This is a genomic window from Bacteroides xylanisolvens XB1A (assembly GCF_000210075.1).
GTDB lineage: Bacteria > Bacteroidota > Bacteroidia > Bacteroidales > Bacteroidaceae > Bacteroides > Bacteroides xylanisolvens.
The window spans coordinates 4,763,835-4,778,833 of sequence record NC_021017.1; the positions used below are offsets into that span (position 1 = coordinate 4,763,835).

Annotated in this window: 20 protein-coding genes; 4 read left to right on the top strand and 16 right to left on the bottom strand. The window is 45.8% G+C overall.

Features of this window, described 5'->3' with window-relative positions; genetic code table 11:
• From BXY_RS18325 to BXY_RS18400, 16 genes are all read right to left on the bottom strand, one after another.
• Nucleotides 1–384, bottom strand: a 384-nt coding sequence (locus BXY_RS18325) for a DUF3872 domain-containing protein (protein WP_208946851.1), incomplete at its 3' end; no start/stop codon positions are given.
• A 21-nt stretch (nucleotides 385–405) separates the two neighbouring features.
• Nucleotides 406–984 (bottom strand): conjugal transfer protein TraO, encoded by a 579-nt coding sequence (locus BXY_RS18330; protein WP_010992388.1) that lies wholly within the window; start codon nucleotides 982–984, stop codon nucleotides 406–408.
• 2 nt (nucleotides 985–986) lie between these two features.
• The gene (gene traN, locus BXY_RS18335) at nucleotides 987–1,895 is read right to left on the bottom strand and encodes a conjugative transposon protein TraN (protein ID WP_011107097.1); all 909 of its coding nucleotides are present in this window, start codon (nucleotides 1,893–1,895) and stop codon (nucleotides 987–989) included.
• Nucleotides 1,896–1,928: 33 nt separating this feature from the next.
• A complete protein-coding gene (gene traM, locus BXY_RS18340) occupies nucleotides 1,929–3,314 on the bottom strand; it encodes a conjugative transposon protein TraM (protein ID WP_011107098.1) in 1,386 nt (461 codons plus the stop codon).
• Nucleotides 3,289–3,594, bottom strand: coding sequence for a TraL conjugative transposon family protein (locus tag BXY_RS18345; RefSeq protein ID WP_011107099.1), 306 nt, complete (start codon nucleotides 3,592–3,594; stop codon nucleotides 3,289–3,291). Before BXY_RS18345 ends, traM begins: the two co-directional genes overlap by 26 nt.
• Before the next feature lie 3 nt (nucleotides 3,595–3,597).
• Complete coding sequence (gene traK / locus BXY_RS18350; protein WP_015532621.1) at nucleotides 3,598–4,221, bottom strand: conjugative transposon protein TraK; 624 nt, start codon at nucleotides 4,219–4,221, stop codon at nucleotides 3,598–3,600.
• A gap of 12 nt (nucleotides 4,222–4,233) precedes the next feature.
• Entirely contained in the window at nucleotides 4,234–5,259 is a 1,026-nt protein-coding gene (traJ, locus tag BXY_RS18355; RefSeq protein WP_011107101.1) for a conjugative transposon protein TraJ, read from the bottom strand.
• A gap of 18 nt (nucleotides 5,260–5,277) precedes the next feature.
• On the bottom strand, nucleotides 5,278–5,907 hold the full coding sequence (locus BXY_RS18360; RefSeq protein WP_011107102.1) for a DUF4141 domain-containing protein: 630 nt from the start codon (nucleotides 5,905–5,907) through the stop codon (nucleotides 5,278–5,280).
• Between the two features lie 4 nt (nucleotides 5,908–5,911).
• Nucleotides 5,912–6,268, bottom strand: coding sequence for a DUF3876 domain-containing protein (locus BXY_RS18365; RefSeq protein WP_011107103.1), 357 nt, complete (start codon nucleotides 6,266–6,268; stop codon nucleotides 5,912–5,914).
• Nucleotides 6,269–6,296: 28 nt separating this feature from the next.
• Nucleotides 6,297–8,801 (bottom strand): TraG family conjugative transposon ATPase, encoded by a 2,505-nt coding sequence (locus BXY_RS18370; RefSeq protein ID WP_011107104.1) that lies wholly within the window; start codon nucleotides 8,799–8,801, stop codon nucleotides 6,297–6,299.
• Complete coding sequence (locus tag BXY_RS18375) at nucleotides 8,798–9,124, bottom strand: DUF4133 domain-containing protein (RefSeq protein ID WP_011107105.1); 327 nt, start codon at nucleotides 9,122–9,124, stop codon at nucleotides 8,798–8,800. Before BXY_RS18375 ends, BXY_RS18370 begins: the two co-directional genes overlap by 4 nt.
• Nucleotides 9,125–9,135: 11 nt before the next feature.
• Nucleotides 9,136–9,432 (bottom strand): DUF4134 domain-containing protein, encoded by a 297-nt coding sequence (locus tag BXY_RS18380; RefSeq protein ID WP_011107106.1) that lies wholly within the window; start codon nucleotides 9,430–9,432, stop codon nucleotides 9,136–9,138.
• Nucleotides 9,433–9,596: 164 nt separating this feature from the next.
• The gene (locus tag BXY_RS18385; protein WP_011107107.1) at nucleotides 9,597–10,277 is read right to left on the bottom strand and encodes a hypothetical protein; all 681 of its coding nucleotides are present in this window, start codon (nucleotides 10,275–10,277) and stop codon (nucleotides 9,597–9,599) included.
• Between the two features lies 1 nt (nucleotide 10,278).
• Nucleotides 10,279–10,716 (bottom strand): DUF3408 domain-containing protein, encoded by a 438-nt coding sequence (locus BXY_RS18390; protein ID WP_011107108.1) that lies wholly within the window; start codon nucleotides 10,714–10,716, stop codon nucleotides 10,279–10,281.
• Between the two features lie 4 nt (nucleotides 10,717–10,720).
• Nucleotides 10,721–11,482, bottom strand: coding sequence for a ParA family protein (locus tag BXY_RS18395; protein WP_011107109.1), 762 nt, complete (start codon nucleotides 11,480–11,482; stop codon nucleotides 10,721–10,723).
• Nucleotides 11,479–11,808: a hypothetical protein gene (locus BXY_RS18400; RefSeq protein ID WP_105100255.1), complete on the bottom strand. Its 330-nt coding sequence runs from the start codon at nucleotides 11,806–11,808 to the stop codon at nucleotides 11,479–11,481. Before BXY_RS18400 ends, BXY_RS18395 begins: the two co-directional genes overlap by 4 nt.
• A gap of 69 nt (nucleotides 11,809–11,877) precedes the next feature.
• On the opposite strand from BXY_RS18400, the gene BXY_RS18405 reads away from it, so the two are divergent.
• From BXY_RS18405 to BXY_RS18420, 4 genes are all read left to right on the top strand, one after another.
• Nucleotides 11,878–12,147 carry a hypothetical protein gene (locus BXY_RS18405; RefSeq protein ID WP_232304445.1) on the top strand — a complete coding sequence of 90 codons (270 nt, stop codon included), beginning with the start codon at nucleotides 11,878–11,880 and terminating at the stop codon, nucleotides 12,145–12,147.
• A gap of 19 nt (nucleotides 12,148–12,166) precedes the next feature.
• Nucleotides 12,167–12,604 (top strand): conjugal transfer protein MobA, encoded by a 438-nt coding sequence (gene mobA, locus BXY_RS18410; protein WP_007216065.1) that lies wholly within the window; start codon nucleotides 12,167–12,169, stop codon nucleotides 12,602–12,604.
• Nucleotides 12,589–13,827 carry a conjugal transfer protein MobB gene (mobB, locus tag BXY_RS18415; protein ID WP_015532623.1) on the top strand — a complete coding sequence of 413 codons (1,239 nt, stop codon included), beginning with the start codon at nucleotides 12,589–12,591 and terminating at the stop codon, nucleotides 13,825–13,827. Before mobA ends, mobB begins: the two co-directional genes overlap by 16 nt.
• A 20-nt stretch (nucleotides 13,828–13,847) precedes the next feature.
• Nucleotides 13,848–14,999, top strand: a 1,152-nt coding sequence (locus BXY_RS18420; RefSeq protein WP_208946852.1) for a YWFCY domain-containing protein, incomplete at its 3' end; no start/stop codon positions are given.

Genomic DNA, 14,999 nt, shown 5'->3' on the forward strand with positions numbered 1-14,999 from the left:
GAAGCTGTCCTGAAAATACACATCTACCGTTTGCTGGTCGGTGGATGCAGAGGTATAGTAAAGCCGGAATGTTTCACCCGGAAGCGGGTACAGGTCATTCGGCAGTAAAACCGTCCCATCGGACATTTTCAGCGTTCCCGCCCCGTCCGGCTGGAAATAGCGGATGAAATACTTTGTTTCCTCAAACCGCCCGTCCCGGTGAAGCTGACACCTGATTTCGGCGGTTTCACCCACTTTTAATTTTTTCGGCACTGGCATCGTTTCGATACTAAACGGGTAAGACTGCTGTATATCCACATCGTCATTACACGCACCCACCAATAACAAGGCGGCCATTACATAGCAGCCTATCAAAATGCGGCTTATAATCTTTCTCATATACATTATATATAATAGATTAGTTTATCACATTATTATCTTTAGACCGATACCAAACTGTGTATGGAACTTTCCGACTGAAGAACCGAACAGGCATCTTTCCCTTGCGTTAATCAGGAACACCACCCGGTCGGTAATGTAACTTTCCAGTTCCAGCGTCAGCGCACCGCCATAGACAAAACCGTCCTTATCGGTCAGGGTCGAGCCATCGGGCAGCAATTTATCGCCCCAGTTGCTTGTTTCATACCCGGCAAGTGCGGACAATCCCAGTGAAAGAAAAAAGGTTTTCTTCCGGTCTGAAAGGAAATTCAGATAGTAACCGCCCTCGCCTGTAAACTGGCTGACTGGTATTTGCAAATCCTTATAGGGGTAATGCTTTTCGAGGTATTCCCCGCCGATAACCCACCTGTTCCCGTTTTTGGTATAGGTACTCATGGCAGCCCCGAAGTAATAGGCGAAATCGCTTTTACTGTTCCAGTGAACACCGTCCGCCATGCCGCCCGTAACCTGCAAGCCTTTCATTCCCGGCAGACATCTTTGTGCGTGTGCCTGGTTGAAAGTCAGGCACAGCACAAAAAGGGATATAATACAACATATCCTTTTCATGTTCATTTGATTTTAAGTTCGTTAATCACTTTGGCAGCCACTACATCCGAATTTTCCACCCGGATAGTTTGGTGTCTGCCCCCGTTCTTTTCCACCAGTTCGATGACTAATATCTTATCGTCAGGGATAGTGAACTGCGGAACGGTGTACACGGTGCGGACGGTACTTTTGCCGCCGATAACCAGTATCTCGTTATAGCTCCGCACCGGGTCGATAACGGTTTCCTGAATAGCCGTTCTTTTGGCTACTTTCTTATCCACAATCTTGAAACGGATAAAGTCGGTATCAAACGGCACGTTTGAACTGTTCTTTGTTTGTGTGTGGAAGTAGAACAGCCCGTTATGCGAATAAATCCCCTTTACCAAGAACTGCACCCCGAACCGTTTGCATCCCAAATGCTTTATTTCCCGGTCATTGTTCTTGTAGATGGACTGCATAATCAGCTTTACCAAAAGCGGGCTTTCGTTACCCAGTTCACGGAAATAGATGTTCATCCGGGTATGGCTGAAATCCGTTGTGTCCTCATTCTCCAAGAAGTCTTTCATTTCGATGTTCAGCATTTCCGGTTCGTGTGCGTATTTTGCGTTAAAACTGTAAAAGCTGCCATCCTCACAGATAACGGAAAAATTGGTTTCACCGGGAAAGCCCTCTGTCGTAGCCTTGACCCTGACAACATTTTCCGCCCCGTCCGCTTTTCCGGCAATAATGTAGTTACTGCCTAAGTCCACGTACTTAACGGCAGACGGGAAAATGATATGTACCGTTTTGGCGAACGTCACCTGTACGCCGTAAGGTGTCACCATTTGGCGGTAAGGCAGCTTTTTAGTAATGCCCTGATACAAATCGTTACTTTGTGCTTTCATTGAAACCACGCCCAAGAGTAGGGCGAACATGATAATTAACTTTTTCATTTTGGATTGAAATTTTTATGGTTGATAAATAAATTACTGTTGTTTGGCGTAAAGCATCACCTGATAGTTCGCTTTCAGGTGTACTTTTACCGTTCTGAACTTCTTGGCAAGGTATTGCGAACCGCCTTGCATCAAGCCCCTTGTAATATCCATTGCGACCTGCTGCCCGGCACTTTGCGCAAATGAAATGCTCGTACCCAGTCCCGCACCGATGTTCGCCATCGCTTCCTTTGCCGCTTCCTGTTCCAGTGACGAGGGAACGGAAAGCCCCTTTTGCCCGTCACTGTCGTAAACGGCAAGTTCCACCGGAATGATGTTACCCGCATATTCGAGCGAGGACACCAGTATGTCGAGCCGTTCCCCCTGCACTTTGGCACTTCCTGAAACAAGGCTGTTTTTCGGGACAATCACGTTCCCCGCCTGTAACGGTTCTAACAGCCGGAGCTTGACGGTCTGCCCGTCCATAAGTGTTTGGTCGTTATGAACACACGCCCGGATAGTGTTTTTTCCTATCGAATAACCACTGCCGACCGCCGTATTAAACCCGTAATTGCGTGGCTTGCTGTATTCGGCGACAAATTCGGCGTTGCTCATGGGCTGCTGCAATCCTGAAACCGTCCTGTCCGATACCGATTTTACAGGTGTGGCATTTCCTTTGCCCTGAACAGGTGCGGACGGTGCGACCTGTGCAATCTGTCCCGGTTGCGGTGGTACGCTTTGCCCGTTCTGTCCGTTCATATACTTTGCCGCCAGTTCGTAGGACTTTTCCATAAGTGCAACCTGTTCATCCATGTTGCCCGCACCGCTTTCTTTCGCATCGAGCCGGGCAGTGAGTTCTTCCACCTGACGTTTCAGTTCCTCTTTTTCCTTGTCCTCTTTCGGCGTTTCGTAGAAACTGCCTAACTGACGGTTCATGTCCCAGTAAGCTGCCGCCGAAGATTGGATAGAGGAACGGCTATTGTTCGGCGCACCCGCCCCGAAGTCTATTACATTGGTTTTCGGTTTTTCTGCCGGAGCATCATCTATCAGGGTCAAATCTTCCCCGTTCCCGTTTTCCTCTCCGAGCGAAAAGGCAAAATCCTGTAAGGAGCGCATCTTGTCCGCCTGTTTGTTCTCCATTTGTTCCTGTTCGTAGGCGGTCTTTTTATCGCTGATTATCCCGTCCCCTTTGGGTTGCGGAATATCGGCGTTAAATCCGCCCACGTTTTCCACCTTTGCTTCGTCCTTATCGGACGGTGCAAAAATCAGGTATATAGACCCTAAGAAAACCAGTCCCATAAGCGGGTAAACCAGCATCTTTTTTCGTTGCTGTATCTGCTGTGGGGTCAGTTCCTTTTTTTCCTTTCCCTGTTTTTCAGGTTCTTTTCCCTTTGCCGTTTCCGGTGTGGGAACTTCATTCTTCACTTCTTTTTCTTCCATTGTCTGACTGATTAAAAATGTTCGTACTGTCTTTACTTTGTAACTGCAACTGCCTGATGTGTTCTATCCGTATGGTTTCGCCATCCTCTTTTCCTATCCGGTAAATGGATGATACCGTAAAGTAGATGGATAGCCCGCCGAAGAACAGGAGCATAAGCAGGATTACCGCCAGCCTTATTTCCGGTGTCATGCGCCCGCACAGGCGGCGGAGTTTTTCATCCGCCCAGTCCTGCACATGGGTAATTGCCTGATTCACCGGAGAGAGAATTTTCCGTATCATGGCTTACCGCTTTATGGTGTTCAAGTCCTTGTTTTCCGTTATCTCGAAACTTTCCATCATAAAGCCGTGCGGGTTATTATCACTTCTTACGGCGTTTAATAACCGGCAACGGGTGACAAGGCTTCTTTCCGTCACGCTGCTTTCACGGATAATCATTTGGCGGGCATAGGTAGCCACCGCATACGGGTACACATCGAAATTGCATGAAACGCTGTCTATCTGTATGGTCTGGCTGATATTGCCCGAAATGATACGGTTGTAATATCCCTTTTCCGAGAGGTCACGGTAATAGTTAAATGCGCTCTTGTCGGCGAGGAACAGCGACCGTTTGATATTGCTTTCGATAGCGTTCTTATCCGGTGAGAGCGTGAAAAAGAGTTCGTGAAAACGCTTCACGTGTTCCCTTGCTTCGACCGGACGGTTTTGTGTCAGGTCTTGCGAAAGCGCAAGCATCAACGATTTGCCACCGTCCAGCACATAAATCTTTTGCCGTTGCGCTTCGGCAAACGTGTAGGAGTTCCAAACGGCATACCCCGTTATCAGGGTACACATAACGACAAACACAATCCCGAAAAGACGTATCTGTTTGAAACTGGTTTCAATGTTCTTTAAACTTTTAAATTCCATCTTGATTTTTAATTATTGATTACCTTTGATTAGTTTACCGCCGACCCTGCCGCCAGCGTTCCCGGTGGCTGCTCCGGCTACCGCACCAACGCCACTGCCCGTTTTATTGGCTGCACTGTTTATATTCCGGCTCATGTTGCCCATTCCGCCCGCCTGAATAATCCAGTTCGATACGGTGGGGATGGTGAAGTAACCGATGATACCGATTATCATAAAGATTATGTACACTGAATTGCTGCTATCGGGTACAAAATTGGGGTCTGATAGCTCCTGAATATCCTTTTGGAGCATAAGCACCTGTATTCGGGCAAGAATGGAACTGAACAGGTCTGAAACGGGTAGCCACAGGTAAACGGAAATGTACCTTGTTATCCATTGGGTCAGTGTCGCCTGAAAGCCATCATATACACTGATGGCAAAGGCTATCGGACCCAGTATGGCAAGGACAATCAAGAAAAAGGTTCGGATAGTGTCTATCACGAGGGCTGCCGATTGAAAGAGCAGTTCCAACAATTCCCTGAACCAGTCCCGGACGGATTGCTTGATATTGTGGGCTGCCCTATCCATGTACATACCGCCCATTGTGGCAATATCTTTGGCAGACCATCCCAATTCGTCAATCTGTTTATCAAACGCTTCATCCGAAACAAGGTAAGCCGTTTCCGGATTACGCACCATCGCTTCATATTCCAGTTTGTCCTTTTGTTCCCGGTAGGCGTTCATATCGAAAGTTTGCGTTTCGAGCATATTGTTACACCCCTTGACTACTGGCGACATCACGCTGTTAATCGTACCCAGTACGAATGTGGGGAAGAACATAATACAGAAACCAATCACAAAAGGACGGAGCAAAGGGTAAACGTCTATCGGTTCGGCACTGGCGAGCGACTGCCATACTTTGGCAGCCACATAGAACAAAGCCCCCAGTCCCGCTATTCCTTTGGCTACCCCCGCCATGTTCCCGCATAACGGCATCATATCCGTGTATAAACTACGGAGTATCTGATGCAGGTTATCAAATTCGATTGCTAATAACATACTACTTATTTTTAGAAGTTACCAGTAACGTTCATCCGCCGAACCGTACAAAGCCATTACCCGGTCAGTGTCCTTTTTCTTTTTCGCCCGCAGGTAGGAAACGGAAATATTTTTGCGGGTATAATAACTCACCAAATCCCGGTAGTTCCTGATGGCGTTATACGTCCGGTCGATAACGTCCATCCGTTCTTTATCCGACATGGAAAGCCCGTTGATGTTCACCACACTTTTCATTTCTTCCAGCACATCGGAACTTTCCTGCAACAGTTGGGTATAGCCATAGGCAATGGCGGAAAGTTCGTCCGGCGTGTAGTTTTCATCCGAAAGCATCTTCTGAAAACTGTTCACATAGATGTCGGAAATCTCACCGATAAGCAGGATAGACTTTTGTACTTTCCGGGCATCTTTGACAAGGTTATGCACTGATTTTAAGGCATCATAATAATCTTTTCCCTGTTGATAAATCTTTACCGTTTCCTGAAAATTCTTTATCATATTCTGTGCGGTCGAAGAAGTCTGAATGATGTTCTTTGACGCATTGATAATCCCTTGCGCCAAGTTGCCGGGGTCACTCACCACCCACTGTGCGTTTACCTTTCCGACAAACAGGCTGCATACTACGAGCAGCATTATAATCTTTGTTTTCATACGCTTACTTCTTTATTGGTTGGTTACTCCGTTTATATTCTCCGCCGGGAGAAAGCAGAATCCGGTCATTCTCTTTGTCATAAGTCAGCAGGACGGACAACCCCGTTTCGATGAACAGGTTTCCGTCTTGTTCTGAAATCTGATAGGTTTCCGTTTGGATAGTCCCCCGGTAGGTCTTTCGATAGGTCGTTACCCGGTAATGCCCGTTTTCCTCAAAGAGAGTAAACGCCGGACGGTTTTTCACGCTTTCCCAGTCGCCACGCATCGCCCTAAGACGGTCGGCGTTCGTTTCCTTACAGGAAGAAAGCCCCAGTAACAAGGTGCATAACAGCACCGGAAACAAGAATTTTAAATGTTTCATACTGAATGAATTTTAAATTGTTAATTGATTATTTTTCGGGATTGCGCTTGCTTTCGGCAAGCCGTTTGATAGCAAGTTCGAGATTACCGCCCAACTTTTCGGACAAGGCGAATAGTTCCATCTTTTCCGTTTCTTCGGTGGTGTATGTAAAATATTCTTCCAAACTCACTTCGGTAGCATATACGGCTGATTGTGTACCGCCTAAGCCTATCCAAACTTCCTTGTATTTCCGGTTCGGATGATTGGCAAGGTTGATGGAAAGCATCTGTGAACGTTCCTTATCGGTCAGTCCCAAAAGGTTCTGTATGCTATCGAATTTATTAAGGTATTTCCTTTGGTCGAGCAGTATCTTACAATCAGAATTGTTTATAATACTCTCTTTTACAATGGGCGAGGAAATAATATCTTCGACCTCTTGGGTAACTACAATCGCTTCGCCGAAATACTTTCTAACGGTTTTGTATAAATATTTTATGTAATCCGCCATATTCGCCGATGCAATCGCTTTCCACGCTTCTTCTATCAATATTAATTTCCTGATACCCTTTAGTTTACGCATTTTGGAAATAAATACTTCCATGATGATAATCGTAGTAATCGGGAATAAAATTTTGTGGTCTTTGATATTATCCAACTCAAAGACAATGAAGCGTTTATGCAGCAAATCAAGCTCCTTGTCGGAGTTCAGCAGGTAATCATATTCGCCCCCTTTGTAGTAAGGTTCTAATACATTCAGGAAGTTGTCTATATCGAAATCCTTTTCCCGGACGTTCTTTTCTTGCAGGTGCGCCCGGTAGTCATTTTTCACATATTCATAGAATGTATTGAAGCAGGGAGTAACCGAACTATCCTTAGTAATCAGTTCGATATAGGAACTTACGGCGTTTGACAAAGCCACTTCTTCCGCCCGTGTGGGTGCTTCATCGTCCCTTTTCCAAAGGGTCAGGATAAGCGTTTTGATACTCTCTTTCTTTTCAATATCGAATACCCCATCTTCCACATAGAAAGGATTAAACGCTATCGGGTTTTCAGTAGTATAGGTAAAATAAATCCCATCTTCCCCGTGCGTTTTCCGGTTTATCATTTCACACAATCCTAAGTAACTGTTTCCGGTATCAACCAGCAGGACGTGCGCATTTTGTTCGTAATACTGGCGCACCATGTGATTGGTGAAGAATGATTTGCCGCTACCACTCGGTCCAAGTATGAACTTGTTGCGATTGGTAATGATACCTTTTTTCATTGGCAGGTCTGAAATATCAATGTGCAACGGCTTTCCTGTGACCCTATCCACCATCTTGATACCAAAGGGAGAAAGCGAACTTTTGTAGTTCGTTTCTTCGGTGAATAGGCAAAGAGCCTGTTCAATAAAGGTGTAGAAACTTTCTTCCGCCGGGAAGTCCGCCTGATTGCCGGGTATGCCCGCCCAAAACAAGGTCGGTGTGTCGGTGGTGTTATGACGTGGCTTGCACTCCATAAGTGCGAGCTGTGACCCCACATCATTTTTAATGTGTTTGAGTTCGTCCCGGTCGTCACTCCATGCCATGATATTACAATGGCATCGCACGGAGATAAGCCCCTGTGAATGTGCTTCGTTCAAATATTCCTCTATCCAAGACTTGTTAATCTGATTGGCACGGCTGTATTTGGAAAGGGAGTGCATATTGCGAGCCATCTTTTCAAACTGTTTCAGGTTCTCCGTATGGTCGTCAATGAAGATGTACTGGTTATAGATATGGTTACAGGAGAGCAACACGCCCACCGGAGAAGCAAAAGATAATCTGCAATCGCTCCGGTCGGTGGATAGCTTTTCATAGCGGGTATCAGTTCCCACCTTGCCCGGCATATCTTCCGCATCCGAAAGAGTATGCAAACAAAGAATATCGTCACCTATACGCATATCTCCGGCGTTCAGTTGAATATCTTTCAATGTGGTAGTGTCTGTTTGTGAGAGTGAAAAGTATTTTTCCACGATACCCGCCGTTTCCTTTGTCCCGGTGATTTCGTCCGAAGTCAGGCGGGTAAGGGTAATGAAACCGCTATCATTCATAATGCTTTCAAACTGCCCCACCGCTTCGAGGAACTTTGTAACCGTTTCCTTGTCCTTTATCTCTTTGGGGACAAGGAAGCCCCGGCAAAGAGTAGAAAAATTACTCTGCATCCGGCTACGTTCCTTTGTCGTTTTCGTCAGAAACAAATAGCAGGTATGGTTTAAGAACGGTCTTTCATTAAAATGCCGTTCAAAGGAACGGGAAAGGAAACTCAAATCATCCTTTTGGATGTCAGGCGCATAGTTTTCTTTGATGAACCAGTCCTGTTTATGAACGATGCTGTAATCGGGCAGCACCTTTACCGCCTTGTTCCAAGCGGAATGTATCGCTTCGTATTCGGCTGCCGTGACGGTGAACAGTTCCGGCAGTTCCACCCGGAACGCCACCGTTATGTCGGCGTCTTTGGAAACGATGCACCCGTTTTCCACCGTGAACAGTGGAAACTTGTTTTCCAGCGTAGTAGCTTTTAATATATTTCTCATTTCGATGCTTGTTTTAAATGGAATAATCGGGATATGGCTTTTCGGTTGATGATATGGAAAGGGTGGCTTTTGCGTGCGGACAATTTCATTAACCCGTGTGTCCCGTACTTTTCGTTTAACCGGAATGTGAGCCATACAAGCAACGTTGCCGAAGTAACGCCGAAGATGATGCACACCCACTGGTTAATGCCTACCATGTACATGATGATGAAAAGCACGAACAGGGCTAACAGCCCGCCCGCAAAAATGAAAAGATACTGACTTTTCAACCCTTTAAACTCAACTGGCTTGCCTATCCCCTTGTTAATCGGATAGTCTGCCATAGTCCATTTCTTTAGAGGAAGAATGAACGTAGGATAGTGGCAGCGACAATCAAAAAGATACAAGCACCGAACCACGAAGCCGCCGTTTTACTGGTGTCAGGGTCGCCCGAAGAAAACTTGCCATATACTTTCACGCCGCCAATCAAGCCCACCACCGCACCGATGGCGTAAATTAATTTTGTTGCCGGGTCGAAATAGGACGTTACCATGTTGGTAGCTTCTGTAATACCCGCCATGCCGTTACCTTGTGCAAACGTAGCGGATGCAGCCAATAGAGCGACTGCCGAAAAGAGAACTTTCTTTTTCATTATAAATACATTGATTTTTAAATTGCCGGACGGTTGGATAGTCCGCCCGGCGGAGTGATTAATAATTGATATTTTTGTGGTTGTGGGGAATGTTCCCCATGTTCGGAAAGGTTTGTTTAACCGTAATCTTTTTGTTTCATCATCTTATTATTTAAAGTTTACCATTAAAGAAAATCGTTCATGTCAAAATCTGCCATTTCATTACTTCCGGCAACCGGGACGGTGGCGGGCACGGGTATCTCATGCTTTTGTAAAAGTTCCGCTACCCGTGACCTGCCCCCGTTTATCTGCTCCACCAGCGAATGAAACAGGTTTGTTTCCGTCCGGCAGATGGTTTGAACGGCTTGCCGTTCCTCTGTGTCGGACGCTTGTTTTATTTGAATGACCTGTACCATTTGCGCCAGCTCACCCAACGTGATACCCTGTGCCATTTCCGGTTCACCGTCACCCATGTAGCAGGCGATTTCTTCCGCTTCGATTTCATCCGCCGAAACGTCCGTTTCTTCCGCATCTTCCGTTTCAAATTCCATTTCAAATTCGGTTTCAATCGCTTGCGCAGCAGGTGTTTCAGTTACCGTTTCATCGCTTTGCGGGACAAATATAGAAGCATTATCAACCCCTTTTGAAAGGTGTCCTGATATGTCCCCGTTTGTCCTCATTTGTCCTATACGGTAACGGCTTGCACCTACAAGACAATCACCGTTTCCGGCTTTCACGGTCGGTTTGTTTTTGGGCTGTTCCGGCTCTCTTTTCCCACCCGTGAACCATGTTCCCAAGCTATCCCTGTATCGCCATAAGAGAACGGCGTAATACAGGAGTGTTCCGATAATAAACCATTTCAACATATCAAAACGGCTTTTCAAATTTGCTTTCGTACAGTTCGTTTATCTCGTCCTGAAACTGGTCGAAATGACGGAGCAGGATATTTTCTACATAGCTGCTGACGGTTGCCTTGCGTCCGCCAATAACAGTTACTATCTTCATTAGCTTTTCGTGGGTGGTACGGCTGACATATAACGGTTGTCGGTCGGTCAAGTCCACCCGCATGAAATAGGTTTCCCGGTAATCGCCCGGAGTGTTCTTTTTCCGGCGGGCAGGTTCTTTCACCGCCTTTTCTTCCTTAGGTTCTGCCTTGATTTCTTCCTTATTCACTGTTTCCGGCTTATCCGGTGTTTCCACTGTTACCAATGGTGTTTCCTGTTTTTTCACGGGCAAGCCCTGTGAAATAATCTCTTTCATAAAATCCTCGTCAATTTGCGGTTTCCCGCCGCTTTGCTTTGCCATATCGTTACAGTTTTATAAGGTATGCGATTTCGGTTATCAGTTCTTCTATGTTACTGCCTTTTACCAGCCGTTTGTCCGCCGGGAACAGCGTAGAACGGAACACGGTTTTACGTTGTGCGTCCAGTTCCTTTTTAAACCTTTTGGTGTCCGGGATAAATACTTTCATAAGGGGTAATTCCAGTTCCCCGATGGTCTGTTCATACAGGGTGTACAGGTCTGTTTTTTCCCGCCCATCTACCATGTTCCAAAACAGGTGCAGCCCTTTCAGTCGGCACGCTTCATTCTTTACCAGCAGTTTGTTGATAGCTACCGCAAAGGAAAGGCTGCTTTCCAATACCACCCGGTCGGCGGCTATGGGAGTGAAAATGTAGTCCACCCCTGAAAGCGAATTGATAACACCCTCACTGTTCACCGTTCCGGGCAGGTCGAAAAAGACCACATCATAATCCGACCCGGCAGACGCAAGAAATTCATCCGCCGTTTTTATCGCTTCGTCCGGTGAACTACACAACACCGGGTACGCTTTCTTTCCCAGTGTTTTGAACTGGCTGAAAGCAAGCTGTTTGTAATAATCGTCACCGTTCACCTGTTCGGCATCCCGTTTGCGCATGGCACTGATACTGTGCTGCGGGTAATCGCAATCCACGACCGCCACGTTATACCCTTTGAGATAATACAGATAACTTGCTACCAAAACGGTGAATGTTGTTTTGCCGACCCCGCCCTTTTGGGTGGAGAAAGCCACATACAAGGTTTCTTTCTTCATTGTAATAATTCTTTTTTGTGATACATCTTTATTTCATTCCATCCGTACAGATTGACGGATGGTTTTCTTTCGTTCCATGTTGAAAGCTCGAAAGCCGGAATGACTTCTTTTTCTCTTTCCTTGTTTCTTGTTATCTTTCTGCAAAGACAGCTTGTTTTCTTTGCAGAAAGTTTGCTTTCCCGATTGAATGACAGTTTTCTTTCAATCATTCCATCCGGTTTGCTTTCCTGCTTTCTTGAAAGATTGCAATCTTGAAATCTTGTTTTCAAGTTTTCAAAACCGCTTTCTTTCCGTCCGCTTTCCGTTCTATATTTCCATCTATCCATATTGCTATCTTTCTTAAATCCGGGACAAATAAACATAGAAAAACAACCCCTTTCGAGATGTGTCCTCAAATGTCCCCGTTTGTCCTCATTTGTCCTATAACCCGCTATTTCACAGCATTTTTAATACCCGTTACTTTGCAACCGAAAGGTATCGGTCAGGCTAACCAAGCCCCCGCCGCCGGGAGCGTTCCAATATCCGCTAACTCCAATCCGTCCGTAGGCGGATTTTTATTTGCACTGGCAAATAGCAAGGTGTGTTCTAAGCAGCTTGAAATTCTTTCAGCAGCTTTGAACGCCTTGCCCGGACGAAGCCGGGATAGGGTCACTCCGAAGTCGTAACCCTTTAAAGAAATGAAACATGAAACAGAAAAATGAAAATGCGCCCCGTCCGGGTGGCGCAGGACGAAAGCCCAAAGCAGACCCGGCAGTGTTCCGGTACTCTATCAGCTTCAATGCGATAGACCACGCCCGCTTTTTGGCATTGTTCGACCAGTCGGGTATGCGCACCAAAGCGCATTTTATCACCGCCCGCATCTTTGGCGAACCGTTCAAAGTGATTAAAATCGACAAGGCGGCGGTAGAATATTATACCCGGCTGACCGCTTTATATTCCCAGTACAGGGGTATAGCCGTGAATTATAATCAGGTGGTAAAGGCTCTCAATACCAATTTTTCGGAGAAGAAAGCACTCGCTTTTCTCTATAAACTGGAAAAGGCAACGATAGAACTTGCCGACCTGAACCGCCAAATTATTGAACTGACCCGTGAATTTGAAACAAGATGGTTGCAAAGATAAGCGTAGGCAGTTCCCTGTTCGGTGCACTTTCTTACAACCAAAACAAGGTGGACGAAGAACAGGGAAAGGTACTTTTAAGTAACCGTATGTTTGAAAGTGAGGACGGAAATTTCAGCATCCGGCGTTGTATGGAATGTTTCGATATGCACCTGCCCGCAGACCTGAAAACGGAAAAGCCGATTATCCATATCTCCCTGAACCCGCACCCGGACGATGTACTTTCCGATAGCCAGCTTGCGGATATAGCCAAAGAATATATGGATAAGTTGGGGTACGGCAACCAGCCGTATATGGTTTACAAGCACGAAGATATTGCAAGGCATCATATACATATCGTTTCCATCCGGGTGGATGATACGGGCAAAAAGATAAACGACAAGTTCGAGCATATCCGCAGCAAACAAATCACCCGTGAACTGGAACAGAAGTACGGGCTGCATCCGGCAGAGAAGAAACAGGCAGCCGACCGCCCCGAACTTAAAAAGGTGGACTACCGGGCAGGGGACGTAAAGTACCAGTTATCCAATACGGTGAAAGCCCTTGCCAGCAGCTACCGTTTCCAAAGTTTCACGGAATACAAAGCGTTGCTATCTATATATAATGTACAGGCAGAAGAAGTGAAAGGGGAAGTGAACGGCAAACCCTATAACGGCATTGTCTATTCGGCAACCAATGACAAAGGGGAAAAACAAGGCAACCCGTTCAAATCATCCTCTTTGGGTAAGTCGGTAGGTTACGAAGCCATCCAGCGACACATCAAGAAATCCACAAAAGACATTCAGGACAAGAACCTGAAAGAGCGTACCCGCCGGACGGTCGGCGCAGTGATGAAATCCGCCCATAGCCGTAAGGAACTGGAACAAGAACTGAAAAGGAAAGGTATAGACGTTCTTTTCCGGCAGAACGATACAGGCAGGATATACGGTGTAACATTCATCGACCACGAAAACCGTACCGTCCTGAACGGTTCACGGTTGGGAAAGGACTTTTCCGCCAATGTGTTCAACGACCTGTTTTCCGGCTCCCGTACTTTGTCGGGAAACAGCAAACAGGAAACGCAGGAACAAAAACCGGAATATAACCCGACCGGACATCTTGAAAATACAGGAAAAGCCATTGCGGGACTGTTCAGCCTTTTATCCGGTGGGAATGATACGCCACCTGATAACAGCCAAGTTCCACCACCCAAGAAGAAAAAGAAGAAGAAACAAAGACGTATTTAATAAATATAAAAATTTCAATTATGCAGAATGAAGATGATTTAAGAGGACTTGCAAAGGTCATGGACTTTATGCGGGCAATCAGTATTTTATTTGTAGTGATAAACATTTACTGGTTTTGTTACCAGTCGTTCCGGCAGTGGGGTATCAATATCGGGGTAGTCGATAAAATCCTGTTGAACTTCCAGCGTACCGCCGGGCTGTTCTCCAATATCCTATATACCAAACTTTTTTCAGTGGTATTCCTTGCGCTTTCCTGTTTGGGTACAAAGGGAGTGAAAGAGGAAAAAATCACATGGAACAAGATTTATGTATTCCTGACAATCGGTTTTATCCTGTTCTTCCTGAACTGGTGGTTATTGGTTTTACCGTTGCCACTGGCGGCAAACACGGCATTGTATATCTTTACCATGACAGCCGGGTATCTTTCGTTATTGGCTGCCGGAGTGTGGATTTCCCGCCTGTTGAAAAATAACCTGCTGGATGATGTGTTTAATTTAGAAAATGAAAGTTTCGCACAGGAAACACGCCTGATAGAAAACGAATATTCCGTAAATCTTCGTTCTCGTTTCTACTATAAAAAGAAGTGGAACGATGGATGGATAAACGTTGTAGCAATTTTTCGTGCGTGCATCGTTGTTGGAAATCCGGGCAGTGGGAAGTCTTTTTGTGTCGTAAACCAATTTATCAAACAGCAAATAGAAAAGGGCTTCGCAATGTATCTGTATGACTACAAATTTCCCGACCTTTCGGAGATAGCCTACAATCATTTGCTTAACCATTCGGACGGGTACAAGGTGAAGCCCAAATTTTACATAATCAATTTTGATGACCCACGTAAGAGCCACCGATGTAACCCGATAAATCCGGCGTTTATGACGGACATATCGGACGCATACGAAGCCAGTTACACAATCATGTTAAATTTGAACCGCAGTTGGATAACCAAGCAAGGGGATTTCTTTGTGGAAAGTCCTATTATTTTACTTGCTTCTATAATATGGTTTTTGAAAATATATCAGGGTGGAAAGTATTGTACATTCCCGCACGCCATTGAATTTCTGAACAAGAAATATGCCGACACGTTTACAATTTTAACCAGTTATCCCGAACTGGAAAACTACCTTTCACCGTTCATGGACGCATGGGAATCCAATGCGCAAGACCAGCTTCAA

Bases quoted from the DNA above. Each gene is read 5' to 3' on its own strand.
- BXY_RS18330 (WP_010992388.1), bottom strand. From the start codon at position 984: ATGAAAAGGATATGTTGTATTATATCCCTTTTTGTGCTGTGCCTGACT.
- traN (WP_011107097.1), bottom strand. From the start codon at position 1,895: ATGAAAAAGTTAATTATCATGTTCGCCCTACTCTTGGGCGTGGTTTCA.
- traM (WP_011107098.1), bottom strand. From the start codon at position 3,314: ATGGAAGAAAAAGAAGTGAAGAATGAAGTTCCCACACCGGAAACGGCA.
- BXY_RS18345 (WP_011107099.1), bottom strand. From the start codon at position 3,594: ATGATACGGAAAATTCTCTCTCCGGTGAATCAGGCAATTACCCATGTG.
- traK (WP_015532621.1), bottom strand. From the start codon at position 4,221: ATGGAATTTAAAAGTTTAAAGAACATTGAAACCAGTTTCAAACAGATA.
- traJ (WP_011107101.1), bottom strand. From the start codon at position 5,259: ATGTTATTAGCAATCGAATTTGATAACCTGCATCAGATACTCCGTAGT.
- BXY_RS18360 (WP_011107102.1), bottom strand. From the start codon at position 5,907: ATGAAAACAAAGATTATAATGCTGCTCGTAGTATGCAGCCTGTTTGTC.
- BXY_RS18365 (WP_011107103.1), bottom strand. From the start codon at position 6,268: ATGAAACATTTAAAATTCTTGTTTCCGGTGCTGTTATGCACCTTGTTA.
- BXY_RS18370 (WP_011107104.1), bottom strand. From the start codon at position 8,801: ATGAGAAATATATTAAAAGCTACTACGCTGGAAAACAAGTTTCCACTG.
- BXY_RS18375 (WP_011107105.1), bottom strand. From the start codon at position 9,124: ATGGCAGACTATCCGATTAACAAGGGGATAGGCAAGCCAGTTGAGTTT.
- BXY_RS18380 (WP_011107106.1), bottom strand. From the start codon at position 9,432: ATGAAAAAGAAAGTTCTCTTTTCGGCAGTCGCTCTATTGGCTGCATCC.
- BXY_RS18385 (WP_011107107.1), bottom strand. From the start codon at position 10,277: ATGTTGAAATGGTTTATTATCGGAACACTCCTGTATTACGCCGTTCTC.
- BXY_RS18390 (WP_011107108.1), bottom strand. From the start codon at position 10,716: ATGGCAAAGCAAAGCGGCGGGAAACCGCAAATTGACGAGGATTTTATG.
- BXY_RS18395 (WP_011107109.1), bottom strand. From the start codon at position 11,482: ATGAAGAAAGAAACCTTGTATGTGGCTTTCTCCACCCAAAAGGGCGGG.
- BXY_RS18400 (WP_105100255.1), bottom strand. From the start codon at position 11,808: ATGGATAGATGGAAATATAGAACGGAAAGCGGACGGAAAGAAAGCGGT.
- BXY_RS18405 (WP_232304445.1), top strand. From the start codon at position 11,878: ATGTCCCCGTTTGTCCTCATTTGTCCTATAACCCGCTATTTCACAGCA.
- mobA (WP_007216065.1), top strand. From the start codon at position 12,167: ATGAAACAGAAAAATGAAAATGCGCCCCGTCCGGGTGGCGCAGGACGA.
- mobB (WP_015532623.1), top strand. From the start codon at position 12,589: ATGGTTGCAAAGATAAGCGTAGGCAGTTCCCTGTTCGGTGCACTTTCT.